26 protein-coding genes are annotated in these 24,060 nt (G+C 72.1%); 4 read left to right on the top strand and 22 right to left on the bottom strand.

The window, feature by feature from the left end:
- Positions 1-11: 11 nt before the first annotated feature.
- From ACIGEZ_RS14660 to tsaB, 7 genes are all read right to left on the bottom strand, one after another.
- Positions 12-1,253, bottom strand: a complete 1,242-nt coding sequence (locus ACIGEZ_RS14660; protein ID WP_399830627.1) for an RNA polymerase sigma factor — start codon at positions 1,251-1,253, stop codon at positions 12-14.
- Positions 1,254-1,400: 147 nt separating this feature from the next.
- A complete protein-coding gene (locus ACIGEZ_RS14655) occupies positions 1,401-1,766 on the bottom strand; it encodes a YciI family protein (RefSeq protein ID WP_399830456.1) in 366 nt (121 codons plus the stop codon).
- A 124-nt stretch (positions 1,767-1,890) separates the two neighbouring features.
- Positions 1,891-2,742, bottom strand: a complete 852-nt coding sequence (locus tag ACIGEZ_RS14650) for a polysaccharide deacetylase family protein (RefSeq protein WP_399830453.1) — start codon at positions 2,740-2,742, stop codon at positions 1,891-1,893.
- 156 nt (positions 2,743-2,898) lie between these two features.
- Entirely contained in the window at positions 2,899-3,168 is a 270-nt protein-coding gene (locus tag ACIGEZ_RS14645; protein ID WP_399830451.1) for a hypothetical protein, read from the bottom strand.
- The gene (tsaD, locus tag ACIGEZ_RS14640) at positions 3,165-4,286 is read right to left on the bottom strand and encodes a tRNA (adenosine(37)-N6)-threonylcarbamoyltransferase complex transferase subunit TsaD (RefSeq protein ID WP_399830448.1); all 1,122 of its coding nucleotides are present in this window, start codon (positions 4,284-4,286) and stop codon (positions 3,165-3,167) included. Before tsaD ends, ACIGEZ_RS14645 begins: the two co-directional genes overlap by 4 nt.
- Entirely contained in the window at positions 4,276-4,770 is a 495-nt protein-coding gene (gene rimI / locus ACIGEZ_RS14635) for a ribosomal protein S18-alanine N-acetyltransferase (protein WP_399830624.1), read from the bottom strand. Before rimI ends, tsaD begins: the two co-directional genes overlap by 11 nt.
- A gap of 5 nt (positions 4,771-4,775) precedes the next feature.
- Positions 4,776-5,432: a tRNA (adenosine(37)-N6)-threonylcarbamoyltransferase complex dimerization subunit type 1 TsaB gene (gene tsaB / locus ACIGEZ_RS14630; RefSeq protein ID WP_399830445.1), complete on the bottom strand. Its 657-nt coding sequence runs from the start codon at positions 5,430-5,432 to the stop codon at positions 4,776-4,778.
- Positions 5,433-5,564: 132 nt separating this feature from the next.
- Between tsaB and ACIGEZ_RS14625 the strand changes: the two genes are divergently transcribed.
- A complete protein-coding gene (locus ACIGEZ_RS14625) occupies positions 5,565-6,110 on the top strand; it encodes a hypothetical protein (protein WP_399830622.1) in 546 nt (181 codons plus the stop codon).
- Positions 6,111-6,185: 75 nt separating this feature from the next.
- Here the strand turns inward: ACIGEZ_RS14625 and ACIGEZ_RS14620 are convergent, their stop codons facing one another.
- From ACIGEZ_RS14620 to ACIGEZ_RS14580, 9 genes are all read right to left on the bottom strand, one after another.
- Positions 6,186-6,353, bottom strand: coding sequence for a hypothetical protein (locus ACIGEZ_RS14620; RefSeq protein ID WP_399830442.1), 168 nt, complete (start codon positions 6,351-6,353; stop codon positions 6,186-6,188).
- A 123-nt stretch (positions 6,354-6,476) separates the two neighbouring features.
- A complete protein-coding gene (gene tsaE / locus ACIGEZ_RS14615; protein ID WP_399830439.1) occupies positions 6,477-6,968 on the bottom strand; it encodes a tRNA (adenosine(37)-N6)-threonylcarbamoyltransferase complex ATPase subunit type 1 TsaE in 492 nt (163 codons plus the stop codon).
- A 10-nt stretch (positions 6,969-6,978) separates the two neighbouring features.
- Entirely contained in the window at positions 6,979-8,139 is a 1,161-nt protein-coding gene (locus ACIGEZ_RS14610) for an alpha/beta fold hydrolase (protein ID WP_399830437.1), read from the bottom strand.
- 14 nt (positions 8,140-8,153) lie between these two features.
- Entirely contained in the window at positions 8,154-9,302 is a 1,149-nt protein-coding gene (gene alr, locus ACIGEZ_RS14605) for an alanine racemase (protein ID WP_399830434.1), read from the bottom strand.
- A 20-nt stretch (positions 9,303-9,322) separates the two neighbouring features.
- Entirely contained in the window at positions 9,323-10,126 is an 804-nt protein-coding gene (locus tag ACIGEZ_RS14600; RefSeq protein WP_399830619.1) for a L,D-transpeptidase family protein, read from the bottom strand.
- A 215-nt stretch (positions 10,127-10,341) separates the two neighbouring features.
- Positions 10,342-11,781 carry an NAD(P)H-hydrate dehydratase gene (locus tag ACIGEZ_RS14595; RefSeq protein WP_399830432.1) on the bottom strand — a complete coding sequence of 480 codons (1,440 nt, stop codon included), beginning with the start codon at positions 11,779-11,781 and terminating at the stop codon, positions 10,342-10,344.
- A 169-nt stretch (positions 11,782-11,950) separates the two neighbouring features.
- On the bottom strand, positions 11,951-12,319 hold the full coding sequence (locus tag ACIGEZ_RS14590) for a holo-ACP synthase (RefSeq protein WP_399830430.1): 369 nt from the start codon (positions 12,317-12,319) through the stop codon (positions 11,951-11,953).
- Between the two features lie 16 nt (positions 12,320-12,335).
- A complete protein-coding gene (glmS, locus tag ACIGEZ_RS14585; RefSeq protein WP_399830428.1) occupies positions 12,336-14,183 on the bottom strand; it encodes a glutamine--fructose-6-phosphate transaminase (isomerizing) in 1,848 nt (615 codons plus the stop codon).
- Positions 14,184-14,222: 39 nt separating this feature from the next.
- Positions 14,223-14,984, bottom strand: coding sequence for a hypothetical protein (locus ACIGEZ_RS14580; RefSeq protein WP_399830426.1), 762 nt, complete (start codon positions 14,982-14,984; stop codon positions 14,223-14,225).
- 183 nt (positions 14,985-15,167) lie between these two features.
- On the opposite strand from ACIGEZ_RS14580, the gene coaA reads away from it, so the two are divergent.
- Together coaA and ACIGEZ_RS14570 are read left to right on the top strand one after the other, a co-directional pair.
- Positions 15,168-16,184, top strand: a complete 1,017-nt coding sequence (gene coaA, locus ACIGEZ_RS14575) for a type I pantothenate kinase (RefSeq protein WP_399830423.1) — start codon at positions 15,168-15,170, stop codon at positions 16,182-16,184.
- Between the two features lie 2 nt (positions 16,185-16,186).
- Positions 16,187-17,134, top strand: coding sequence for a DUF389 domain-containing protein (locus ACIGEZ_RS14570; protein ID WP_399830421.1), 948 nt, complete (start codon positions 16,187-16,189; stop codon positions 17,132-17,134).
- Positions 17,135-17,221: 87 nt separating this feature from the next.
- Here the strand turns inward: ACIGEZ_RS14570 and glmM are convergent, their stop codons facing one another.
- The 4 genes from glmM to ACIGEZ_RS14550 form a co-directional block, all read right to left on the bottom strand.
- On the bottom strand, positions 17,222-18,580 hold the full coding sequence (gene glmM, locus ACIGEZ_RS14565) for a phosphoglucosamine mutase (protein WP_399830418.1): 1,359 nt from the start codon (positions 18,578-18,580) through the stop codon (positions 17,222-17,224).
- A 229-nt stretch (positions 18,581-18,809) separates the two neighbouring features.
- The gene (gene rpsI / locus ACIGEZ_RS14560; RefSeq protein WP_399830416.1) at positions 18,810-19,325 is read right to left on the bottom strand and encodes a 30S ribosomal protein S9; all 516 of its coding nucleotides are present in this window, start codon (positions 19,323-19,325) and stop codon (positions 18,810-18,812) included.
- Positions 19,326-19,369: 44 nt separating this feature from the next.
- Positions 19,370-19,813 carry a 50S ribosomal protein L13 gene (rplM, locus tag ACIGEZ_RS14555; protein ID WP_015035600.1) on the bottom strand — a complete coding sequence of 148 codons (444 nt, stop codon included), beginning with the start codon at positions 19,811-19,813 and terminating at the stop codon, positions 19,370-19,372.
- A 226-nt stretch (positions 19,814-20,039) separates the two neighbouring features.
- Positions 20,040-21,662, bottom strand: coding sequence for an ABC-F family ATP-binding cassette domain-containing protein (locus ACIGEZ_RS14550; protein ID WP_399830413.1), 1,623 nt, complete (start codon positions 21,660-21,662; stop codon positions 20,040-20,042).
- Positions 21,663-21,718: 56 nt separating this feature from the next.
- Here ACIGEZ_RS14550 and ACIGEZ_RS14545 point away from each other — a divergent pair, with 56 nt between their 5' ends.
- Positions 21,719-22,654, top strand: a complete 936-nt coding sequence (locus ACIGEZ_RS14545) for a hypothetical protein (protein WP_399830410.1) — start codon at positions 21,719-21,721, stop codon at positions 22,652-22,654.
- On the opposite strand, the gene truA is transcribed toward ACIGEZ_RS14545, so the two are convergent.
- The gene (gene truA, locus ACIGEZ_RS14540) at positions 22,625-23,482 is read right to left on the bottom strand and encodes a tRNA pseudouridine(38-40) synthase TruA (RefSeq protein WP_399830408.1); all 858 of its coding nucleotides are present in this window, start codon (positions 23,480-23,482) and stop codon (positions 22,625-22,627) included. The genes ACIGEZ_RS14545 and truA overlap by 30 nt on opposite strands.
- Before the next feature lie 82 nt (positions 23,483-23,564).
- Entirely contained in the window at positions 23,565-24,032 is a 468-nt protein-coding gene (gene rplQ / locus ACIGEZ_RS14535) for a 50S ribosomal protein L17 (RefSeq protein WP_399830405.1), read from the bottom strand.
- Positions 24,033-24,060: the final 28 nt, after the last annotated feature.

Genomic DNA, 24,060 nt, shown 5'->3' with positions numbered 1-24,060 from the left:
GGTCTCGCCGATCATGAACGTGATCCGCCGGGCATGCCCTGCCTCCCGTCCCGCGCGCCGGTGTCCCGGGCCCGCGTCCTCAGCAGGGCCCGCTCGCTCTCGTTGCGGGTGAGTCGCGCCGCCCGCTCGAACTCCGCGCGCGCCTCGGCGTTCCTGCCGAGACGGGCCAGCAGGTCGCCGCGCACGCTCGGCAGGAGGTGGTAGCCGGCCAGGGCCGGTTCGGCGGCCAGGGCGTCGACCAGGGACAGGGCCGCCGCCGGCCCCTCGGCCATCGAGACGGCCACCGCGCGGTTCAGCTCGACCACCGGGGAGGGCGTGACGGCGGCGAGGCGGGCGTAGAGGGCGGCGATCGTGTGCCAGTCCGTGTCCTCGTACGTCGTCGCCCGCGCGTGGCACGCGGCGATCGCCGCCTGGAGGGCGTACGGACCGTACGAGCGGCCGTCACCCGCCCGCTCCAGGGCCGCGAAGCCGCGCCGGATGAGCAGCCGGTTCCAGCGGCGCCTGTTCTGGTCGGCGAGCAGGACCGGCTCCCCGTCCGGGGTCGTCCGGGCCGCGGTGCGGGAGGCCTGGATCTCCAGCAGGGCCGTCAGGCCGTGGACCTCGCTCTCCTGCGGCATCAGCGCGGACAGCACCCGCGCCAGGCGCAGCGCGTCCTCGCAGAGGCCGGGGCGCAGCAGGTCGTCGCCCGCGGTCGCCGCGTACCCCTCGTTGAAGACGAGGTAGATGACCTCGAGGACGGAGTCGAGCCGGGCCGCCCGGTCCGCCCCGTACGGCACCTCGAACCGCACGCCCGCCCTGGCCAGCGACCGCTTCGCCCGCACGATCCGCTGCGCGACGGTCGCCTCAGGCACGAGGAAGGCGCGGGCGATCTCGTCGGTGCGCAGACCGCCGACGAGCCGCAGCGTCAGCGCCGTACGGGCCTCGGCGGACAGCACCGGGTGGCAGGCGGTGAAGATCAGCCGCAGGACGTCGTCGTCGATGTCACCGGGACCCGGGGGCTCGGGGTCGTACGACTCCTCCGTCAGCTCGCGGCCGGCCTCCGCGAGCTTGCGGGCGTACGTCTCGCGCCGCCGTACGAGGTCGACGGCGCGATGCTTGGCGGTGGCCGTCAGCCAGGCGCCCGGGCGGTCCGGGACGCCCGACTCCGGCCACTGTTCGAGCGCGGCGACGAGCGCGTCCTGGGCGATCTCCTCGGCGATGCCGACGTCCCGGACGATGCGCGCCACGGTGGCGATGATCCGGGCGGACTCCATCCGGAAGACCGTGTCCAGGGTCTCCTCGACCGTCTGTGCCGTCACGTCTCACATGACAGCACAGGCGACACGTCCGCCGCTGGGGCTCCGGCGCACAGGGTCCGCGCCCCGGCTCCGGCGCACGGGGTCCGCGCCCCGGCTCCGGGCTCAGGCGCCCGGCATCTCCTCGACCTCGCGGATCTCCAGGCCCACGGTCCAGTGCGGCGGGTGGACCTCCAGGAAGCGCTTGCCCCACTCCAGCGCCTCGGCCCGGTCCTTGCACTGCATCATCGCGTAGCCGCCGACGACCTCCTTGGTCTCGGTGAACGGGCCGTCGGTGTACGAGAGCTTCCCGTCCTTCCAGGTGACCCGGGTGGCCTCGGCGGTCGGCTTGAGACCGGCCGTGTCCAGCATGACGCCCGCCTTGGTGATCTCCTCGAAGAGCGCGCCCATGCGCTGCTCGAAGCCGGGGTCGGCGGACTCCATGTCGATCGTGTTCTCCTCGATGCGGACGAGGGACAGGTAGCGGGGCATGGTGGCTCCTCGGGTGCGGTGGCGGGGCCGTTCCCCGCCTTCCACTCATACGTCGAACGGGAATCGCCCGCATCGACACCGCGCCGGAGTTTTCTTCCGTGCCTGCTCCGCGCCTGCTCCGCGCCTAGAGGTAGTCCTCCAGGCGGGCCACAGTGAAGCCCTGCTCCTGGATGTGCCGCAGCAGGTTGGCCGTCATCTCGGTCATCGTCGTCCCCTTGAGCTCGGACGGGCCGCGGAAGTGGGCCAGGATGATGTCGCCGGGGTGCAGCTTCTTATCGCCGCGCTGGTACTGCATGTTCTTGATCTGCATGGACTCGCGCCACAGCACGATCGCGTCCACCCCGCACGAGCCGGCCGCGGCCCGGGTGGACTCGTTCCAGTTGCCGTACGGCGGGCGGAAGAGCCGCGGCCGCTTGCCGTACTCCTTGGCCAGCTTCGACTGCTGACCGCAGATCTCCTTGCGCTGGGCCTCCTGGGACAGGGTGCGCAGGTTCGGGTGGGTGAGGGTGTGGTTGGCGACGCCGTGTCCCTGGGCGACGAGCGGGGCGAAGTAGTCGTAGTCGGCGCGGATCGCGGCGTCGGTGAGGAACATCGTCATCGGGACATCGAGATCGCGCATCATCGCGACGAACCCGGGGTCCTTCTCGGCGCCGTCGTCGAAGGTGAGGAAGACGACCTTGTCCTTGGTCGGGATGTCGCTGACCACCGGGACGGGGCCGCCGGGCGCGCGCACCACCGGCTTCTTCGCGGGCGGGGCGGGCGCGGGCGCGAAGGGCTTGAGGCCCCACTTGCGGTAGGCGGCGGCGCGGGCGTCGGGGGCGTCCGGCGTCTTGTGGCCGGCCGCGGGGCCCCCGCTCGTGGGCGCTTCCCTGGGTGTGGCCGTGCGGTCGGGGGTGTCGGCGTCGGCCGCCGTGCAGCCGGTCGCGAACAGGGCCACGGCGGTCAGCGCCGCCCACAGCGCGAGGGTCTTCTTCACGCGCTGTGGGATGCCTTACCGGCCGGAAAGGTTGCCTGCGGTACGACAATCCGACGAACTATCCGGCGGATACGTCAGCCGGATGGATCCGCCGGATCCAGTCCGACGGATCCAGTCCGACGGATCCAGTTCGACGGATCCAGTCCGACGGATCCATCAGACGGACTGACCGACGGATTCGAAGCGCCAGCGGTGCACCGGGCGGGTGACCAGACCCGCCTCGGGCTCCGGCAGTTCGGGCAGCTCCGCGGCGAGCCCGTCCGCCGTCTCCCACCAGGTGAGCACCAGGACCCGGTCCTGCGGCGCGCGGAAGGTCTCGCGGCGCAGCGGCGCGCCCGCGAGCTCCTGGGCGCGCGCCCACGCGAGCAGTTCGGCCCCGCGGCCCTCGGCGGCGCGCGCCTCCCACATCAGGGTCACCGTGGTCACGGGTACAGGTTCTCCTTGCTGACCTCGTGCACGTGGTCGTGGTCGTGCGTGTGGTCGTGCCCGTGGTCGTGCGCCGCCGGCACGTGCGACTCGGTCACCGGCAGCGAGGAGTCCGCCGACAGCTCCAGGTCGGAGGGGCGCCGGTTACGGGCGACCATCTCGGCGCCGAGCGCGGCGACCATCGCGCCGTTGTCGGTGCACAGGCCGGGCCGCGGCACCCGCAGCCGGATTCCGGCCCGCTCGCAGCGCTCCTGGGCCAGCGCCCGCAGCCGCGAGTTGGCGGCCACGCCGCCGCCGATCATCAGGTGGTCGACGCCCTCGTCCTTGCAGGCCCGCACGGCCTTGCGGGTGAGCACGTCCACGACCGCCTCCTGGAAGGACGCGGCGACATCCCGTACGGGCACGTCCTCGCCCGCGTTCCGCTTGGCCTCGATCCAGCGGGCCACGGCCGTCTTCAGACCGGAGAAGGAGAAGTCGTACGCGGGGTCCTTGGCGCCGCTCAGGCCGCGCGGGAACGCGATGGCCCCGGGGTCGCCCTCCTTGGCGAGCCGGTCGATGACCGGTCCGCCCGGAAAGCCCAGGTCCAGCACGCGGGCGATCTTGTCGAAGGCCTCGCCCGCCGCGTCGTCGATGGTCGCGCCCATGGGGCGGACGTCGGAGGTGATGTCGGAGGACAGCAGCAGGGAGGAGTGCCCGCCGGAGACCAGCAGCGCCATCGTCGGCTCGGGCAGCCTGCCGTGCTCCAGCTGGTCGACGCAGATGTGCGAGGCGAGGTGGTTCACGCCGTAGAGCGGCTTGCCCAGCGCGTACGCGTACGCCTTGGCCGCCGAGACGCCGACGAGCAGCGCGCCCGCGAGGCCGGGGCCCGCGGTGACGGCGATGCCGTCGAGGTCCTTCGCCGAGACGCCGGCCGTCTTCAGGGCGCGCTCGATCGTCGGGACCATGGCCTCCAGGTGGGCCCGGGAGGCGATCTCGGGCACCACGCCGCCGAAGCGTGCGTGGGTGTCGACGCTGGAGGCGACGGCGTCCGCGAGGAGGGTGGTCCCGTGGACGATGCCGACGCCGGTCTCGTCGCAGGAGGTCTCGATGCCGAGTACGAGCGGTTCGTCAGCAGCCATCAGAATCAGTCTCAGTTCCTTGAACGGTCAGTCGCATCACGAGCGCGTCCACGTTTCCGGGCTGGTAGTAGCCGCGCCGGAAACCGATGGGCTCGAAGCCGAAGCGCTCGTAGAGCTTCTGGGCCCGGGTGTTGTCCACGCGCACTTCGAGCAGGACCTCGTCGCACTCGAAGGCGGTGGCGTGCTGGAGCAGGTCGGTGAGGAGCCGGGCGCCGAGGCCGGTGCCCCACTGGTCGCGGGCGACGGCGATGGTCTGGACGTCGCCGAGCCCGCCGGCCGCGGCGAGCCCGGCGTACCCGACGAGCCGGCCGGCGGCGTCCTCGGCGACCACGTAGTGGCGGGTGGCCCGCGGGCCGCGGGCGTGGGCGAGCTCGGACCAGAACATGCCCTCGGACCAGGCGTCCTCGGGGAACAGCTCGGCCTCGAGCGCGAGTACCGGCGCGATGTCCCACCAGCGCATCTCGCGCAGCACGGCCTCGGTCACGGCGGTCACTTGGGGGTGACCACCTTGTAGTTCCTGGGCACCTGCGCGTCGGGGCGGCGCAGGTACATCGGCAGCGGGTCGAGGAAGCCGTCGTCGCCCTCGGCCAGCTTCCGGGCCGCGAGGGCGGCGAGCGCCTCGGCCGACTGGTGCTCGGGGTCGCGGGCGTCCGGGAACGCCTCGGGGTAGAGCCGGGCGCCGGCGCCCACGACGGGCAGGCCGGCGAGCCGCTCGGCGATGTCGGCGGGCCGGTCGACGGCCGCGTCGGTGACCCGGGTGCGGGCGTCGTCGTACCGCGCCCAGTACACCTCCTTGCGGCGCGCGTCCGTCGCGACGGCGAACGGCTCCTCGATCCCGGAGGCGTACGCGAGGCCGTCGAGCGTGCACAGGCCGTGCACCGGCACCCCGAGCGCGGAGGCGAACGTGGCGGCGGTGACCAGGCCGACGCGCAACCCGGTGTACGGGCCGGGCCCGACCCCGACCACGAGGCCGGTCACCGCGTCCAGCTTCAGCCCGGCCTCCTTCAGGACCCGGTCGACGGCGGGCAGCAGCAGCTCCCCGTGCCGGCGGGCGTCGACCTGACTCGACCGGGCGACGACGGAGTCGCCGTCGTGCAGGGCGACGGTGACGGCGGGGGTGGCGGTATCCATGGCGAGCAAGAGCACGCAAACAGCCTACGGCGCCGCGGCGCCACGCATGGTGCCCCCTGTGCAAGGGGCGGCTGCTGCTACGGTCAGGCACCGATACGTACGTACGACAGAAGGTGGGCGACGGTGGCAAGGAGCAGCTCGGGATTCGTGGCCGGGCTCACCGCGGCGGCGATCGCCGCGGTCGCCTTCCTCGCCTATCAGGCCTCGGCCAGCGCGCCGTCGGCCGCCGACCTCGCGGCCAAGCCGAAGACGCCGGCCGCGGTCCCCTCGCCCACGGCGAGCGGCAAGCCGGCCAAGCCGCCCCGCGACCCGCTCACGGTGCCCGCGGGCTCCGGCAGGGGCGAGCGCGTGGTGTACGCCCTGGAGGACCGCAGGGTCTGGCTGGTGGACGAGAAGGGCCAGGTCACGCACTCCTTCTCGGTGATGCCGAGCACGGTCTCCCCGCCGCCGGGCGTGTACGCAGTGACGTCCCGCTCGGGCGCGGTGCGCGGTTCGGACGGCGTCCAGATCGAGCACGTGGTGCGCTTCGCGACCGTCCAGGACGTCTCGATCGGCTTCAGCGCGGCGGTGGACGGCTCGACCCCGACGCCGGACCCGTCGAAGAAGACCGGCGGCGTGCGCATGAAGCGGGCGGACGGCGACGCGCTGTGGACGTTCGCGGTGATCGGCGCGAAGGTCGTCGTCGTCGCGTAGGGGCCAGGCGGCCTCGTCGCGTACGAGCCAGGCGGCCTCGTCGCGTACGAGCCAGGGGACCGCGTCGCGTACGAGCTACGCGGCCTCGTCGCGTCCGGCGACGGGCTCTTCCCGCGCGGGCTGCTCGGGCTCGCGGGGCGGGGTGGACACCGCTGTGGCAGCGGCGCAGGAAGCCAGCAGGTCGCTCATCGAGACGCGCCTGTCCGTGCGGTCCGCCTGAACGGCGTGCTCCGGCGTCGCCATGAATGCCTCCCGTAGGTTAGGTACACCTAACCAGCTCGTGCTTCCATGTGACCACGGCTTGGAGTTCCGGCGCAACATTTTCCCGACAGGTTGTCGGAACCTACGTACGTTCAGGCGTACGGTTCAACCCAGCTGGAGGTCCTCCTCCGCCCACCGGGCGCCGATCCCGTTCAGAACGACCGTCCGCCGGTCGTCGTCGGTGTCCCCCACGACCCGGTGGATGAGCACGTGCAGCCGGTCGTCCGTCAGCTCCTCCACCTTGCCGTCGCCCCACTCGACCACCACCACCGAGTCGGGCAGCGAGACGTCGAGGTCCAGGTCCTCCATCTCGTCCAGGCCGCCGCCCAGCCGGTAAGCGTCGACGTGGACCAGGGCTGGGCCGCCCACCAGCGAAGGGTGGACGCGGGCGATGACGAAGGTCGGCGAGGTGACGGCTCCGCGGACGCCCAGGCCCTCACCGAGCCCGCGGGTGAGCGTGGTCTTCCCGGCGCCCAGCTCGCCGGTGAGCATCACGAGGTCGCCGGGCCGCAGCAGCTTCGAGAGGCGGCGGCCGAGCTCCTGCATGCGCTCGGGCGAGTCGACGGCGAGGGTGACCTGGTTGTGCGGTGTGTCCATGCCCGCCAACCTATCCGTTGCCGGAACCGGCCTTCTCCGGCCGCGGCACGGCGCCCGCCCGTACGAGGAGGTCGGCGATCCGGTCGGTGACCGCCTCCGGGTGCTCCAGCATCACCAGATGCCCCCCGTCGGGCACGATGACCAGCTCCGCGTCCGGCAGCAGGTCGGCGATGGCCTCGGTGTGCGAACTGGGCGTGACCAGGTCGTGGTCGCCTGCCAGTGCGAGCACCGGCAGGTCGCGGAACGCGGCCAGCGAGCCGTCCTTGTCATGCTCGACGAACGCCGGGTAGAACTCGGCGACCACGTCGATCGGGGTCGACTCGATCATCCGCTCAGCGAAGCGTACGACGGCCGGGTCGACGTCCCTCGACGAGAACGAGTACTTCTTGATCAGCCCGGCGAACAGGTCCGCGGTGGCCCGCCGCCCCCGCTCCACCAGCTCCGCCTGCGAGCCGAGCGCCCGCAGCACACCGGGCAGCACGCGCCGGACGGCGTTGACGCCGGCGATCGGCAGCCCGTAGCTGACCTCGTCGAGCCGGCCGGCCGAGGTGCCGACGAGGGCGACGGCGACGACCCGGTCCCGTACGAGCTCGGGGTACTGCTCGGCGAGCGCCATGATCGTCATGCCGCCCATCGAGTGCCCGACGAGCACCAGCGGGCCCTCCGGGGCGGCGGCGTCGATGACGGCCCTGAGATCGCGCCCCAGCTGATCGATCGAGACGGGCACCCCGTCCGGACCCGACTGGGCGGCGCCCCGGGCCGAACGGCCGTGACTGCGCTGGTCCCAGTGGACGGTACGGACGAGCCCGCGCAGGGCGGCGCGCTGGAAGTGCCAGGAGTCCTGGTTGAGGCAGTAGCCGTGGCTGAAGACCACGGTGAGGGGCGCGGGCGCCTTGCGCCCGAAGAGCCTGCGCCGCCGCGGGGCGGGGGCCTCCGCCTCGACCTCGTCGACCTCGTAGTAGAGCTCGGTGGAGTCATCGGCGACCGCCCGCCCGGACGTACCCCGCAGGGCCCCGTAGGGACCCTCCGTGTCCAGCGCGAGCAGGGCCTTCTGACGTACGGAACGCCCGACGGTGAGCCGCTCCAGGGCGACCCCCGCCGCCGCACCGGCGGCCAGCACACCTATCGCGGCACCGGCCCATCCGGCCCGCCGCCAGGTCTCGTCGCCCACGCCCCGTCCTCCCCCTACTCGCCCAGGTAGACGCGCGGCACGCGCGCACCGATCCGGGTGACGATCTCGTACGCGATGGTGTCGGCGGCCTCGGCCCAGTCCTGCGCGGTCGGCTCGCCCCGGTCGCCCGGCCCGAACAGCACCGCCTCGGTGCCGGCCGCGGGCCGGTCGCCGCCCAGGTCCACGACGAACTGGTCCATGGCGACCCGCCCGGCCACCGTCCGCACGGTGCCGTCGACGAGAACCGGACCGCGCCCGGAGGCGTGCCGGGGGATGCCGTCGGCGTAGCCCAGCGGCACGAGCCCGAGCGTGGTCTCACCGGGTGTCACATAGTGGTGCCCGTAACTGACCCCGTGCCCGCCCGGCACCTCCTTCACCAGGGCGACGCTCGCCTTGAGCGACATCACCGGCCGCAGCCCGAGCTCGGCGGAGGTGCCGATCTCGGGAGCGGGCGAGACGCCGTACATGGCGATGCCGGGCCGCACGAGGTCGAAATGACTCCCGGGAACGGTCAGGGTGGCCGGCGAATTCGCGATGTGCCGCACCTCGGGCTCGACCCCGGCCTTCTCGGCGTAGTCGAGCATCGACCGGAAGACCTCGAGCTGCGCGGCGATGGACGGATGCCCCGGCTCGTCGGCGCACGCGAAGTGCGACCAGAGCCCGGTGACCTTGACCAGCCCCTGCGCCTCGGCCTTCAGCGCCTCGCCGACGAGCTCGGGCCAGTCGGCCGGCTGGCACCCGTTGCGCCCGAGCCCGGTATCGCCCTTGAGCTGGATCCGAGCCGGCCGCCCCGCCTCGCGGGCAGCCCGCACGACCTCCTCGAGCGCCCACATCCCGCTGACGGCCATGTCGAGACCGGCCTCGATCCCGGCACCCCACGGGTCGCCGGGCGTCCACAGCCAGCACAGGATCCGTACGTCGTCCAACCCGGCCGCCCGCAGCGCGAGCGCCTCATGCGGAGTCGCCGTCCCCAGCCAACTCGCCCCCGCGTCGAGCGCGGCACGAGCACACCGGACGGCCCCGTGCCCGTACGCGTCGGCTTTGACCACGGCCATCACCTGGACGTGGGGCGCGACACGGGCGCGCAGCGCGCGAACGTTCGCACGCAGCGCACCGAGGTCGATCTCGGCGCGGGCACGGAGGGGCAACGGTGTCTGAGTCATCGCGCCCAGTCTCTCAGGTGTCAGCCGCCGGGCCGCTTCCCCCAGATGTAGACCCGATCACCCTTGCGGAGGACGTCCCAGAGTTTCCGCGCGTTCGCGTGGCTGAGATTGACGCAGCCGCGGCTGCCGCCGGGCGTGGCGATCTGGCCGTACACGGCGTGGAAGGCCTGGCCGCCGCTGAAGAACTGGGAGTAGGGCATGGGCGTGTTGTAGATGGACGACCAGTGGTCCTTGTGGCGCCAGTAGACGGTGTGCCACCCCGTGCGCGTCCGGTAACCCGGCCGCCCGCTGCGCACGTTCACGACCCCGTAGATCACCCGCTTCCCCTTCTGCACCCACATCAGCTCCCGGTCGAGATCGACACAGGCGACGACATGCGTACGAACGGGACATTTACCCCCGGCGTTGGGGTTCTTGCGAGCGGCCAGCAACTCGGCACGTGCCCAGGTGACGGGTCCGGCGTAGCCGATCGCCGGCTTGATGCCCTCCTTCTTCTGGAAGGCCCGGATGGCCGTGCAGTCGGCGACCGACTGCTTGCCGTCCACCTTGAGCTTCAGCAGCCGCTCCACCCGCCGCTGATGGGGCCCGGCCTTGGCGGTGCAGGAGGCCCCGGCAGCACTGCGCGGCAGGAACTCGACCAGCTCGTCGACCGCCTCCGGCTCGGGTACGGGCACACCGCCCTCCGCCTCCGGCAGCGGCGGCAACACCTGGTCGGGCGTGTCCATCGGAAACTCGCCCCGCACCGCACCGACACCCCCGGGCACGAGGGGCTCGGGGGCATCGGCACGGGCCGAGGACAGAGGCAGCATGACGGCCAGCACCATCAGCGATACGACGGCGCGAGGCCGCACTCTCAAGTCGATCACCCACCCAGCCAACGCCGAGCGGGCGAACGGCGCGCGCTCTGCCCCACCTGCGGGTCAACGGCTTGGCCCGACTGGCGGCCCACCGGCGGAAGGAGCCGGCGCCGGAACCGCACCCGACCGAACCGCACTCGGCCGAACCGCACTCGACCGAACTGCACCCGACCGAGCCGCGCTCAACCGACGACGCTCCGCCACGCCTCCGGCAGAGCCCGGGCCACGTCCGTCGCGGTGATCGGCCCGGCGCCCTGGGAAGCACGACGGGCCGCAAGCCCGTGCAGATACGCGGCCACCGACCCCGCATCCACCCCCGAGAGCCCCGCCGCGAGCAGCGAACCCGCGACCCCCGACAACACGTCCCCGCTCCCCGCCGTGGCCAGCCACGACGTCCCCGTCGGGTTCACCCGCACCGGCCCCGCACCCCCCGGCCCGCACACCAGCGTCGTGGACCCCTTCAGGAGCACCGTCGCCCCGAACCGCCCCGCCAGCTCCCGCACCGCCGCCAGTCGTCCCGCCTCGACCTCCTCCCGCGACGCGCCGAGCAGTGCCGCGGCCTCGCCCGCGTGCGGGGTGAGCAGCGTAGGGGCGCTGCGGGCCTTGACCGCCTCCGGGGACAGCTCCCGCAAGCCGTCCGCGTCGACGAGCACCGGTACGTCCGAGGCCAGCACCTCCCCCACACCGGGCCCGTCCCCGAGCCCCGGCCCGACCACCCAGGCCTGCACCCGCCCGGCCTTCGAAGGAGGCCCCGCGTGGACCAGCGTCTCGGGATGCGCGGCGATCACCGCGTCACCCGCCGGCCCCACGTACCGCACCGCCCCACCGCCACCCCGCAGCGCCCCCTCGACCGCGAGCACGGCGGCCCCCGGATAGCGCGCGGACCCGGCGACGAGCCCGACGACCCCGCGCCGGTACTTGTCGCTCCCGGCGCCCGGCACCGGCAGCAGCCGGGCCACGTCCTCGTGCTGGAGCGCCTCCAGGTCCGGCACCGAGGGCAGCGTGGCGCCGAGCCCGATGTCGACGAGCCGCAGCGCGCCGGCGTACTCACGCGCGGGGTCGACGAGGAGCCCCGGCTTGTACGTGCCGAAGGTGACGGTCGCGTCGGCCCGCAGCGCCTCGCCCACGACCTCGCCGGTGTCGGCGTCGACGCCGCTGGGCAGGTCGACGGCGACGACGACGGCGTCGGAACCGCGCGCGGCCCGGGCGACGGGTACGGCGTCGGGCCGCAGTCCGCCCCGCCCGCCGATGCCGGTGATCCCGTCGATGACGAGGTCGGCGACGGCCAGTGCGTCGTACGGGTCGTCGTGCGGGCCGACGACCCGCCCGCCGGCCGCGCGCAGCGCCGCGAGCCCGCCGCCGTGGGCCCGGGCCCCGAGGAGCACGGCCGTCACACCGGCCCCGCGGCGGGCGAGCCGGGCGCCGGCGTACAGGGCGTCGCCGCCGTTGTCGCCGCTGCCGACGAGGAGCACGACCCGCGCCCCGTACACCCGCGGCAGCAGGGCGGAGCACGCGGCGGCGAGTCCGGCGGCGGCCCTCTGCATCAACGTTCCTTCGGGCAGCCGCGCCATCAGCTCGGCCTCGGCGGCCCGTACGGTCTCCACGCGATAGGCGGTACGCATACCTGCACCCTCTCAGCCAACGCCGAGCCTCACCGCCCGGCGACCAATCCGCGGCGATCACCGCCCGGCGATCACCCCGCGGTGATCAACCATCGGCGTTCACCGATCGGCGGTCACCCCTCGGTGACCACCCTTCGGCGGTCACCCCTCGGCGATCACCCTTCGGCGGTCACCCCTCGGCGATCACCACGGCCGACGCGACGCCGGCGTCGTGGCTGAGCGACACGTGCCAATGCCGCACCCCGAGCTGGGCGGCCCGCGCGGCCACCGTCCCCCGTACCCGCAGCCGCGGCTGCCCGGTGGACTCGACGTACACCTCGGCGTCCGTCCAGTGCAGGTCACCCGGCGCGCCCAGGGCCTTGGCCAGGGCCTCCTTCGCGGCGAACCGCACCGCCAGGGAGGCCGGCCCGCGCCGTTCGCCGCTCGGCAGCAGCAGCTCGCGCTCCACGAAGAGCCGCTGGAGCAGCCCCGGCGTCCGTTCCAGCGACGCGGCGAAGCGGTCGATCTCCGCCACGTCGATCCCCACCCCGATGATCATCGTTTCACTGCCTCACTCACTCCACCGTCACGGATTTGGCCAGGTTGCGCGGCTGGTCGACCTCGTTGCCCCGGGCCGTCGCCAGTTCGCAGGCGAAGACCTGGAGGGGCACGGTGGAGACCAGCGGCTGGAGCAGGGTGGGCGTCGCGGGGATGCGGATGAGGTGGTCGGCGTACGGGACGACGGCCTCGTCGCCCTCCTCCGCGATCACGATGGTGCGCGCCCCCCGTGCCCGGATCTCCTGGATGTTGGAGACGATCTTGTCGTGGAGGACGGACCGCCCGCGGGGCGAGGGGACGACCACGACGACCGGCAGGTCCTCCTCGATGAGGGCGATCGGCCCGTGCTTGAGCTCGCCGGCGGCGAAGCCCTCGGCATGCATGTACGCGAGCTCCTTCAGCTTCAGCGCACCCTCCAGGGCCACCGGGTAGCCGACGTGCCGCCCGAGGAACAGGACGGTGTTCTTGTCGGCGAGGGAGCGGGCGAGGGCGCGTACCGGCTCCATGGTCTCCAGGACCCGCTCGACCTCGTCGGCGATCCGGGCGAGCTCGCGGACGACGGCGTGGATCTCGTCGCCCCACTTGGTGCCGCGCACCTGCCCGAGGTACAGCGCGAGCAGGTAGCAGGCGACGAGCTGCGTCAGGAACGCCTTCGTCGAGGCGACGGCGACCTCGGGCCCGGCATGCGTGTACAGCACGGCGTCGGACTCGCGCGGAATCGTCGAGCCGTTCGTGTTGCACACGGCGAGCACCTTGGCCCCCTGCTCGCGCGCGTGCCGCAGCGCCATCAGCGTGTCCATCGTCTCGCCGGACTGGGAGATGGCGATGACCAGGGTCCGCTGGCCGAGGATCGGGTCCCGGTAGCGGAACTCGCTCGCCAGCTCCACCTCGCAGGGGATCCGGGTCCAGTGCTCGATCGCGTACTTGGCGATGAGCCCGGCGTGGAAGGCGGTGCCGCAGGCGATGATGACGATCTTGTCGGCCTCGCGGAGCACGGCGTCGGGGATGCGGACCTCGTCGAGGCGGAGGTGGCCCCCGGCGTCGATGCGGCCGAGGAGGGTGTCGGCGACGGCCTTGGGCTGCTCCGCGATCTCCTTGAGCATGAAGTAGTCGTAGCCGCCCTTCTCGGCGGCGGAGGCGTCCCAGTCCACGTGGTAGGCCCGGACCTCGGCGGGCGCGCCGTCGAAGTCGGTGACGGTGACGCCCTCGCGGGTGAGCTCGACGACCTGGTCCTGGCCGAGTTCGATGGCCGAGCGGGTGTGGGCGATGAACGCGGAGACGTCGGAGGCGAGGAAGTTCTCGCCCTCGCCGACGCCGACGACGAGCGGGGAGTTGCGGCGGGCGCCGACGACGACGTCGGGCTGGTCGGCGTGTACGGCGACGAGGGTGAACGCCCCGTCGAGCCGCTTGCAGACGAGGCGCATCGCCTCGGCGAGGTCGCCGACGGAGGAGAACTCCTCGGCGAGCAGATGGGCCACGACCTCGGTGTCCGTCTCGGACAGCAGGTCGTGGCCCCGGTCCGCCAGCTCGGCCCTGAGCGCGGCGAAGTTCTCGATGATGCCGTTGTGGACGACGGCGACGCGCCCCGCGTTGTCGAGATGCGGGTGCGCGTTGGTGTCGGTGGGCCCGCCGTGGGTGGCCCAGCGGGTGTGCCCGATGCCGGTGGATCCGCTCGACAGCGGGCGGTCCACCAGCTCCTTCTCCAGGTTGACGAGCTTGCCCGCCTTCTTGGCCGCGGCGAGCCCTCCGTCGGAGAGCACCGCGACCCCGGCCGAGTCGTAGCCCCGGTATTCGAGCCGCTTGAGGCCCGTGATCACGACTTCCAGCGCCGACTGTCCGCCGACGTAGCCAACGATTCCGCACATGGCGGCAGCCTACGGCGGAACCGTCCCGAGCGGCCGGACTCAGCGCAGCTTGGCGGCCTGCGCGTCGATGACGGCCTTCGGCAGCTGCTTGACCTTGCCGGTGAGGCTCATGGTGCCGAAGGTGGCGAGGTTGTTGTCCTTGCGGAAGACGACCAGCGTGGTCATGAAGGGCTTGCCCTCCATCTGGCTGATGACGGTGAAGCCCAGCGCCTCGTCGCCCGCGGTCATCGGCTCCGGGGCCACGTTGACGACCTTGGTCTTCTCGCCGCTGACGCTGATGGTGAAGCCGTGGGCGCACTCGGTGCCCGCGGTCTTGAGTGAGGCGAAGGCCTGCTGGGCGCCCTCGCCGGCGTACGAGCCGAGGGTGACGGAGGTCACCGGCGCGCCGAGCGCGCCCAGGATGTCGTCCGGGGAGGCCGAGCCCTCCTTCTTCACCTCGACGGCCTTGCGCTGCGCGCTGGCGCCCGGGGTGCCGGTCGAGACCGCGGACATGGCCTCGGCGAGCGGCTCGCAGGCGGCCTTGTCCGCGCCGACGTCGCCGACGTTGACGACGTCGGCGGCCTTGGCCTTCTGCACCTGGTAGCCCTTGAGGTCCGCCTGGGCGACGATCAGCTTCTCCAGCTCGGGCGCGGTCAGCGCCTTCGCGTCCGGCTTGGCCGCGGCGGAGGCGGAGGCGGCCGCGTCGGCCTTCCCGGTGTCCTCATTCTTCTTCTCCTCCCCGCCACAGGCGGTGAGGAGCAGGGCCAGGGAGGCGGCGGCGCTGGCGGCGACGGCGGTACGACGGAACAGGGAGACGCGCATCTCTCAACTCTCGACTTGGTTCGTGAATCTGTGCGAACCCTATGCGCAGGCCCCACCCCGTGATCACATACCGCCAAGTCGGTATCCGATCGCAACACTCCCCCGTGCCCATCCGCACCCGGCGTGACCCACCCCACGAGCCCCGGTCCCCCACAGCCGCCCCGCACCCCTGACAATGGCGGGGTGATCACTTCGCCGCCACGAAGCTCCAGCGGAAACGGAAACGGCCCCGGGAACGGAGGCGGCCCTCGACGGGCCGCCGAGTCGACGCCGTATGTCGAGCTCACCCGGGGCGAGTGGAGCGCGCTGCGGGACAAGACGCCGCTGCCGCTGACCGCCGACGAGGTCGAGCGGCTGCGCGGCCTCGGCGACGTCATCGACCTCGACGAGGTGCGGGACATCTATCTGCCGCTCTCCCGGCTGCTCAACCTGTACGTGCAGGCCACCAGCGGCCTGCGCGGCGCGCTCAACACCTTCCTCGGGGAGAAGGCCGAGCAGCGCGGCACGCCGTTCGTCATAGGGGTGGCCGGCTCGGTCGCGGTCGGCAAGTCGACCGTCGCCCGACTGCTCGAGGCGCTGCTCGCCCGCTGGCCCGAGCACCCGCGGGTGGAGCGGGTGACCACGGACGGGTTCCTGTACCCGATGGAGGAGCTGAAGGCGCGCGGGCTGATGTCCCGCAAGGGCTTCCCCGAGTCGTACGACCGGCGGGCGCTGACCCGGTTCGTCGCCGACGTCAAGGCGGGCAAGGAGGAGGTCAGCGCGCCCGTCTACTCGCACCTGATCTACGACATCGTGCCCGACGAGCGGCTCGTCGTGCGCCGCCCGGACATCCTCATCGTCGAGGGGCTCAACGTCCTCCAGCCCGCACTGCCCGGCAAGGACGGCCGCACCCGGGTCGGCCTGGCGGACTACTTCGACTTCTCCGTGTACGTGGACGCCCGGGCCGAGGACATCGAGGGCTGGTACCTCAACCGGTTCCGCAGGCTGCGCGAGACCGCCTTCCAGAACCCCGACTCGTACTTCCAGCGCTACACCCAGGTCTCCGAGGAGGAGGCCCTGGACTACGCCCGCACCATGTGGCGGACCGTCAACAAGGTGAACCTGCTGGAGAACGTCGCCCCGACCCGCGGCCGTGCGACGCTCGTCGTGCGCAAGGGCCCTGATCACAAGGTGCAGAAGCTGAGCCTCCGTAAGCTCTGAGCATGCTGCACCTGAGGCTGATCGTTCCGCCCGACCGTACGCAGGCCGCCGTCGACCTCATCGAGCGGACGGTCGGCACCACCCACCTGGTGGTGCTGCCGGGCGCCGCCCGCGACCCGGCCGGGGATCTGGTGCTGTGCGACGTGGCGCGCGAGGCCGGCCACGAACTCCTCGCCGGCCTAAGGGAGCTGAGGATCGACCAGGACGGGTCGATCGCCGTCGAGAACATCTACCTCTCGCTGTCCAAGCGGGCCGCCCAGGCCGAGGAGGAGGCCCCCGGCGAGGCCGCGGACGCGGTGATCTGGGAGCAGTTGACCGACGCCACGCACGAGGAGTCGACCCTCACCATCACCTACAGCGCCTTCATGATCATCGCGACGATGATCGCGGCCTGCGGCGTGGTCCTCGACAACTCCATCCTCATCGTGGGCGCGATGGCGGTCGGCCCGGAGTTCGGCCCGCTCGCCGGCATCTGTACGGGGGTGGTGCAGCGGGCCCCGAGGCTGGTGCTCCGCTCGCTGTCCGCGCTGCTCGTCGGCTTCGCCGCGGCGATCGTCGCCACCACGGTCTTCAGCCTGGGGATGGACGCGCTGGGCCTGTTCAGCGTGGAGAAACTCGACGCGGAGCGTGTCAACACCGGTTTCATCTGGAAGCCGGACCCGCTCTCCTTCGTCGTCGCCCTGCTCGCGGGCGCGGCCGGCACGCTCTCGCTCACGTCGACGAAGTCCGGGGCACTGATCGGCGTCGCGATCTCGGTCACCACCGTCCCGGCGGCCGCGAACGCCGCCGTGGCGCTCAGCTACGGCCAGTTCGGCCAGATGTGGGGCTCGGTCGAGCAGCTGCTGCTCAACCTCTTCGGCATCATCCTGGCCGGCACGGTCACCCTGTACGGGCAGGTGCTGCTGTGGCGCACCCAGCGCGGCCACTGGACCCGTAAGGGCAAGGCCTGAGCGAAAGGGCAGGACCCGAGTCAGGGCAGGGCCCGGATACAGCTCGGCCCCCGCCGTGCAGCGGGGGCCGACGGAACATCACACGGCCTAACCGAGCGCCGACTTCACGACGTCCGCGAGTCGCCCGGCCACCGAACGGGCCTGCTCGATGTCGGCCGCCTCGACCATGACCCGTACCAGCGGCTCGGTGCCCGAGGGGCGCAGCAGCACCCGGCCGGTGGAGCCCAGCTCGCGCTCGGCCTCGGTGACCGCGCTGGCCAGTTCGCCGGAGGTCTTCACCCGGCTCTTGTCCACGTCGGGGACGTTGACCAGGACCTGCGGCAGCCGCTCCATCACGCCGGCGAGATCGGCCAGGGACCGGCCGGTGGCCGCGACCCGGGCGGCCAGCATCAGGCCGGTCAGCGTGCCGTCGCCGGTGGTCGCGTGGTCGAGCACGATGACGTGGCCCGACTGCTCGCCGCCGAGCGCGTAGCCGTGCTCCTTCATGGACTCCAGGACGTAGCGGTCGCCGACCGCCGTCTGGACCAGCTGCAGGCCCTCGCGCTCCATGGCGAGCTTGAAGCCCAGGTTGGACATGACGGTGGCGACGACGGTGTCGCCGCGCAGCGTCCCGGCCTCGCGCATGGCGAGGGCGAGCACGGCCAGGATCTGGTCGCCGTCGATCTCCTCGCCCCGGTGGTCCACGGCGAGGCAGCGGTCGGCGTCGCCGTCGTGCGCGATGCCGAAGTCCGCGCCGTGCTCGACGACGGCGGCCTTCAGCAGGCCCAGGTGGGTGGAGCCGCAGCCGTCGTTGATGTTGAGGCCGTCCGGCTCGGCGCCGATGGTGACGACGGTCGCGCCGGCCCGGGAGAAGGCCTCAGGCGAGACGCGGGCGGCGGCGCCGTGCGCCTCGTCGAGGACGATCTTCAGTCCGTCGAGCCGGTTGGGGAGTACGGCGATGAGGTGGGCGACGTAGCGGTCGAAGCCCTCGTCGTAGTCGCGGACCCGGCCGACGCCCGAGCCGGTCGGACGGTCCCAGGGGGCGCCGGTGCGGTGCTCCTCGTAGACGGACTCGATCCGGTCCTCCAGCTCGTCGGCGAGCTTGTGGCCGCCGCGTGCGAAGAACTTGATGCCGTTGTCGGGCATCGCGTTGTGCGAGGCCGAGAGCATCACGCCGAGGTCGGCGCCGAGCGCGCCGGTGAGGTACGCCACGGCGGGCGTGGGCAGCACGCCGACGCGCAGCACGTCGACGCCCGCGCTGGCGAGGCCCGCCACGACGGCGGCCTCAAGGAACTCCCCCGAGGCACGCGGGTCGCGCCCGACCACGGCGGTCGGCCGATGGCCCTCAAAGGTGCCCGCCTCGGCGAGCACGTGCGCGGCCGCGACCGACAGGCCGAGCGCCAGCTCCGCCGTCAGGTCGGCATTGGCCACGCCGCGGACCCCGTCCGTGCCGAAGAGTCGTCCCACAGCTGTCCTCCGAAAGTGCTCCGAAAATGCGATCCCCCGAGCGGCCGATGCCCGTTTTTACGTCCAAGCCGCCCGGAAGGTGCCCAAGGTTGTGCCCAAGACTGTCGGACCCGCGCTTGCGCCCGAGGTTGTGCCCACGATTATGAAACCACCATGCGAAAAAGACGTACGCCCCGGCAGCACGGGCAGTGCCGCCGGGGCGTACGTACAAAGCAGGCCGAGCAGGCGATTAACGCTTGCTGTACTGCGGGGCCTTACGGGCCTTCTTGAGACCGGCCTTCTTGCGCTCGACCGCACGGTCGTCGCGGGAGAGGAAGCCAGCCTTCTTCAGGGCGCCGCGGTTGTTCTCCACGTCCGCCTCGTTCAGCGCACGGGCCACGCCGAGGCGCAGGGCGCCGGCCTGGCCGGAGACGCCGCCACCCGCGATGCGGGCGATGACGTCGTAGCGGCCGTCGAGCTCGAGCACCTTGAAGGGCTCGTTGACTTCCTGCTGGTGCACCTTGTTGGGGAAGTAGTCCTCAAGGGTGCGACCGTTGATCTTCCACTTGCCGGTGCCCGGAACGATCCGGACGCGGGCGATGGCGTTCTTGCGACGGCCCAGGCCGGCAGCCGGCTGCGGGTCGCCGAAGCGGGACGCGAGCGACTCGGAGGTGTAGTCGCCCTCGATCTCGGTCTCGGTCTCGGTGGTGTACTCCTCGACGCCCTCGAACTCGTCGACGGGGGTCTCGGGGGTGGTCTCGGCCACGATGCTCCTCAGATTTCTTTCGTTCTTAGGGGGTGTGGCCGGAACTACTGCGCGACCTGGGTGATCTCGAACGGGACCGGCTGCTGAGCAGCGTGCGGGTGGTTCTCGCCCGCGTAGACCTTCAGCTTCGAGAGCATCTGACGGCCCAGGGTGTTCTTGGGGATCATGCCCTTGATGGCCTTCTCGACGGCCTTCTCGGGGTTCTTGTCCAGCAGCTCGTCGTAACGGACGGAGCGCAGACCACCCGGGAAGCCGGAGTGGCGGTACGCCAGCTTCTGGGTCTTCTTGTTGCCGGACAGGTGGACCTTGTCAGCGTTGATGATGATGACGAAGTCGCCCATGTCCATGTGCGGGGCGTAGACGGGCTTGTGCTTGCCTCGGAGGAGGTTCGCAGCCGTGGTCGCCAGACGGCCCAGGACAACGTCCTGCGCGTCGATGATGTGCCACTGGCGAGTGACATCGCCGGGCTTGGGGCTGTACGTACGCACTTCGTAGCCTTCGCTTCTTCAGTGGATGGAATCCAGACACACCTGAAGCGATCATGCAGCTGGGGCCTGCACTGCCGGGAACACCGCCCGTATGCGAGCCACTGGTAACTGCTCCAGGGAACCTGCGTAAGGGCCCTTCGCGTGAGAACGACGAAGCCAATACGCATAACAAACCGCAACAGTACCCGCGCCACCCCCGACGGGTCAAAACGCCGCGAGACCCAGGTCAGCGCACCCGCTCGACCCGTCGCTCGTCCCACACCGGCTCGGACGTCTCCCGTACGACCCCGTCCGACCCGAAGACCAGGAACCGGTCGAAGGACTTCGCGAACCACCGGTCGTGGGTCACGGCCAGCACCGTCCCGTCATACGACTCGAGCCCGTCCTGCAAGGCCTCCGCCGACTCCAGGTCCAGGTTGTCCGTCGGCTCGTCCAGGAGCAGCGCCGTGGTGCCGGCCAGCTCCAGGAGGAGGATCTGGAAGCGCGCCTGCTGACCGCCGGAGAGCTTCTCGAAGGGCTGGTCGCCCTGGCCCTCCAGCTCGTAGCGGCGCAGCACCGACATCGCGCCGCCGCGGTCCTTGGCGTGCTCCGTCCACAGGATGTCGACCAGGGTCCGGGCGAAGAGCTCCGGGTGGGCGTGGGTCTGCGCGAAGTGACCCGGCACGACCCGGGCGCCCAGCCTCCACGTACCCGTGTGGGCCACCGACCCGTCGCCGGCCAGGAGCCGCAGGAAGTGGGACTTGCCCGAGCCGTTGGAGCCGAGGACGGCGACCCGCTCCCCGTAGAAGATCTCCAGCGAGAACGGCTTCATCAGGCCGGTGAGCTCCAGGTTCTCCGCGGTGAAGGCCCGCACCCCGGTCCGTCCGCCGCGCAGCCGCATCCGGATGTCCTGCTCGCGCGGCGGCTCCGGCGGCGGGCCCGCCTCCTCGAACTTCCTCAGGCGGGTCTGCGCCGCCGCGTAGCGCGAGGCCATCTCGTGGCTGACCGCGGCCGCCTGCCGCAGGTTGACCACCAGCTTCTTCAGCTGGGCGTGCTTCTCCTCCCAGCGCCGCTTCAGCTCCTCGAAGCGCGCGAACCGCTCCCGCCGCGCCTCGTGGAAGGTGCCGAAACCGCCACCGTGCACCCACACGTCGGACCCGGCCGGCCCCGGCTCCACGGCCACGATCTTCTGCGCGGCCCTGGCGAGCAGCTCCCGGTCGTGGGAGATGAACAACACGGTCTTACGGGTCTCCCGCAGCCGCTCCTCCAGCCACCGCTTGCCGGGGACGTCCAGGTAGTTGTCCGGCTCGTCGAGCAGCAGCACCTCGTCGTTGCCGCGCAGCAGGTACTCCAGGACGAGCCGCTTCTGCTCGCCGCCGCTGAGCGTGCGCACCTCGCGGAACTGCGCCTTGTCGTACGGGACGCCCATCGCGGCCGTCGTGCACATGTCCCACAGGGTCTCGAACTCGTACCCCTGCACCTCGGCCCAGTCGCTGAGCGCCTGCGCGTACGCCATCTGCGCGGCCTCGTCGTCGACGGTCATGATCCGGTGCTCGGCGGCGTCGACGGCCCGCGCGGCCTCGCGGATGCGCGCGGGCGCGACCGAGACGAGCAGGTCACGGACGGTCGACTCGTCCCGCACCGAGCCCACGAACTGCGGCATCACGCCGAGCCCGCCGCTGACGGTGACGGTGCCGGCGTGCGGCTGGAGTTCACCGGAGATCATCCGGAGCAGGGTCGTCTTACCGGCGCCGTTCGCCCCGACCAGGGCGACGACGGCGCCCTCCCCGACCCGGAAGGAGGCGTCCGCGAGGAGCACCCTCCCGTCCGGAAGGTAGTACTCCAGATGCGCGGCCTCGACATGTCCCATGCAAGGCATTGTCGCCGCCGCGACCACCGCTTCCCAACCGGTTTAGGATGCCGCGCATGAGCTTTGGGGGACCGCAGTGGCCGCAGCAGGGCCCGGGACAGCAGCCGTACGGACAGCAGCCGCCGCCGCAGGCGTGGCAAGGGACACCACAGCAGGCACCGCGGCCCGACCCCTTCGCCGGGGCGCAGGCCACCGGAACCCCCGACTGGAGCGCGCTCGCCGAAGCCTCCGCCGCCCGTAGCAAGCGCAAGCGCGGGCTGTTCATCGGCGGCGGCGTCCTCGCCGTCGTCGCCGTGGGCGCGCTGGTGGCCACCGCGATCGTGGCCACGAACAAGAGCAACGACGAGGCCAAGAACGGCGGCCCCACGCCCACCGGCTCGGCGGCCCCCACGGACTCCCCCAGCCCCGCGCCGACCTTCTCCTCGGTCGCCCCGCTGCCCCCGCCGAACCCCATGGACTACATCTCCGACGCCGGGAAGGACAAGGCGCCGCTGAGCCCCGAGGGCCTCTTCCCGGGCAAGAAGCTGACCATGAGCAAGCGCCCGTACCAGAAGGGCGCGACCTCCTCCACGACCGACTGCGCCTCGGTCACCCAGGGCGGCCTCGGCTCGGTCCTGAAGAGCAACGGCTGCCTGCGTGTGATCCGCGCCACCTACGTCAAGGACGGCGTCGCCGTCACCGTCGGCGTGGCCGTCTTCCCCACCGACGACCGGGCGCTCAAGGCGAAGAAGCAGGCGAGCGGCGGCATCGCCCCGCTCGCCGGCGGGGGCGTCCCGGACTTCTGCCGCGCCACGGTCTGCCTGCGGCGCACCAACTCGATCGGCCGGTACGTGTACCTCACCCAGGCCGGCTTCGCCAACGGCAAGAAGGTCACGCCCGGCGACAAGGCCGTCTTCCAGGCCAGTGACGACCTGGGCACCTTCGCCTTCAACCAGATCTACGCCCGCGGCCGCGCCCAGGCCTCAGCAGCAGCCGGCGCTCCCGGGGAGTGACCGCCTGTTCCTGGCCTCCAGGTTGCGGGCTGCCAGGAGCTCGTCGGCGGGGTAGCCGACCTCTTCGAGGGTGAGGCCGTGCGGCCGTACGACGTGCACGGCCGAGTCCCGCACGCCCGCGGCCAGCACCTTGCCCGGCCAGTCCACCGGCCGGTGCCCGTCGCCGACGAAGAGCAGCGCGCCGACCAGCGAGCGGACCATGTTGTGGCAGAAGGCGTCCGCCTTCACGGTGGCCTCCATCACCCCGTCGGGGCGCCGCTCCCAGCGCAGCTCCTGGAGGGTGCGGATCGTGGTGGCACCCTCGCGCCGCTTGCAGTACGCGGCGAAGTCGTGCTCGCCGACGAGCGCGGCGGCGGCCTCGTTCATGGCGTCCATGTCGAGGGTCCAGTCGTGCCACAGGACGTGGCCGCGCAGCAGCGGGTCGACCCCGCCGGGGTTGTCCGTGACGCGGTAGGCGTAACGGCGCCAGATCGCCGAGAAACGGGCGTTGAAGCCGCTGGGGGCCTCGGTCAGGGACCAGACCCTCACGTCGTGCGAGAGGCGCCCCGCGAGCCGCCTGAGCAGCTTGTCGCGGTGCTCGGCCCACAGCTCGACGGGCAGGTCGACGTGGGCGACCTGGCCGCGGGCGTGCACCCCGGAGTCGGTCCGGCCGGCCACGGTCAGCTCGTACGTCTCCTTGGACCGGGTCACGGTCCGCAGGGCGTCCTCGATGTCCCCCTGCACGGTCCGCTGGCCCTGGGCCTGCTTGGCCCAGCCGGAGAAGTCCTTGCCGTCGTACGACAGGTCGAGGCGAACCCGTACGAACCCGTCCTGCACGTCATCGCTCACGCGGAAATCCTCTCAAACACACGGGAACGGGCCCGCACCCCAAGGGGTACGGGCCCGCACACGAGACAGTCGGCCGGAACGCTTACGCGTCCTTCGACTCCTCGGCCGGAGCCTCGGCGGCGGCCTCGTCGGCCTCCTTGACGGCGCGCTTGGCGGCGGCCTCGGCCTCGGCGACGGTCGCCTTCTTGGCGATCTCGCCCTCGACCAGCTCGATCACGGCCATCGGGGCGTTGTCGCCACGACGGTTGCCGATCTTGGTGATGCGGGTGTAGCCACCCGGGCGCTCGGAGTAGCGCGGCGCGATCTCGGTGAAGAGGGTGTGGACGATGCCCTTGTCGGTGATCGTCTGCAGCACCAGGCGACGGTTGTGGATGTCGCCCTTCTTCGCCTTGGTGATCAGGCGCTCGGCGACCGGACGCAGGCGACGGGCCTTGGCCTCGGTCGTGGTGATGCGGCCGTGCTCGAACAGCGACTTCGCCAGGTTGGCGAGCAGCAGCTTCTCGTGCGCGGCGGAGCCGCCGAGGCGGGCGCCCTTCGCGGGACGCGGCATGGTGTTTCTCCTTGATGTCTGCCCCGGC

The organism is Streptomyces sp. NPDC085481 (assembly GCF_044541845.1).
Classification (GTDB): Bacteria; Actinomycetota; Actinomycetes; order Streptomycetales; family Streptomycetaceae; genus Streptomyces.
The sequence above is the reverse complement of the archived record's forward strand: the minus strand, read 5'-3'. Positions and strand labels throughout refer to the sequence as shown.

What these genes read in the sequence shown, in the direction of transcription:
- ACIGEZ_RS14590 (WP_399830430.1), bottom strand. Translation starts at nt 12,319, where the DNA reads ATGATCATCGGGGTGGGGATCGACGTGGCGGAGATCGACCGCTTCGCC.
- ACIGEZ_RS14550 (WP_399830413.1), bottom strand. Translation starts at nt 21,662, where the DNA reads ATGGGACATGTCGAGGCCGCGCATCTGGAGTACTACCTTCCGGACGGG.
- tsaD (WP_399830448.1), bottom strand. Translation starts at nt 4,286, where the DNA reads ATGGCTGCTGACGAACCGCTCGTACTCGGCATCGAGACCTCCTGCGAC.
- alr (WP_399830434.1), bottom strand. Translation starts at nt 9,302, where the DNA reads ATGACTCAGACACCGTTGCCCCTCCGTGCCCGCGCCGAGATCGACCTC.
- ACIGEZ_RS14545 (WP_399830410.1), top strand. Translation starts at nt 21,719, where the DNA reads ATGAGCTTTGGGGGACCGCAGTGGCCGCAGCAGGGCCCGGGACAGCAG.
- ACIGEZ_RS14580 (WP_399830426.1), bottom strand. Translation starts at nt 14,984, where the DNA reads ATGCGCGTCTCCCTGTTCCGTCGTACCGCCGTCGCCGCCAGCGCCGCC.
- rplQ (WP_399830405.1), bottom strand. Translation starts at nt 24,032, where the DNA reads ATGCCGCGTCCCGCGAAGGGCGCCCGCCTCGGCGGCTCCGCCGCGCAC.
- glmS (WP_399830428.1), bottom strand. Translation starts at nt 14,183, where the DNA reads ATGTGCGGAATCGTTGGCTACGTCGGCGGACAGTCGGCGCTGGAAGTC.
- ACIGEZ_RS14600 (WP_399830619.1), bottom strand. Translation starts at nt 10,126, where the DNA reads ATGGTGCTGGCCGTCATGCTGCCTCTGTCCTCGGCCCGTGCCGATGCC.
- ACIGEZ_RS14660 (WP_399830627.1), bottom strand. Translation starts at nt 1,253, where the DNA reads ATGGAGTCCGCCCGGATCATCGCCACCGTGGCGCGCATCGTCCGGGAC.
- ACIGEZ_RS14595 (WP_399830432.1), bottom strand. Translation starts at nt 11,781, where the DNA reads ATGCGTACCGCCTATCGCGTGGAGACCGTACGGGCCGCCGAGGCCGAG.
- ACIGEZ_RS14655 (WP_399830456.1), bottom strand. Translation starts at nt 1,766, where the DNA reads ATGCCCCGCTACCTGTCCCTCGTCCGCATCGAGGAGAACACGATCGAC.
- tsaE (WP_399830439.1), bottom strand. Translation starts at nt 6,968, where the DNA reads ATGGACACACCGCACAACCAGGTCACCCTCGCCGTCGACTCGCCCGAG.
- ACIGEZ_RS14620 (WP_399830442.1), bottom strand. Translation starts at nt 6,353, where the DNA reads ATGGCGACGCCGGAGCACGCCGTTCAGGCGGACCGCACGGACAGGCGC.
- ACIGEZ_RS14570 (WP_399830421.1), top strand. Translation starts at nt 16,187, where the DNA reads ATGCTGCACCTGAGGCTGATCGTTCCGCCCGACCGTACGCAGGCCGCC.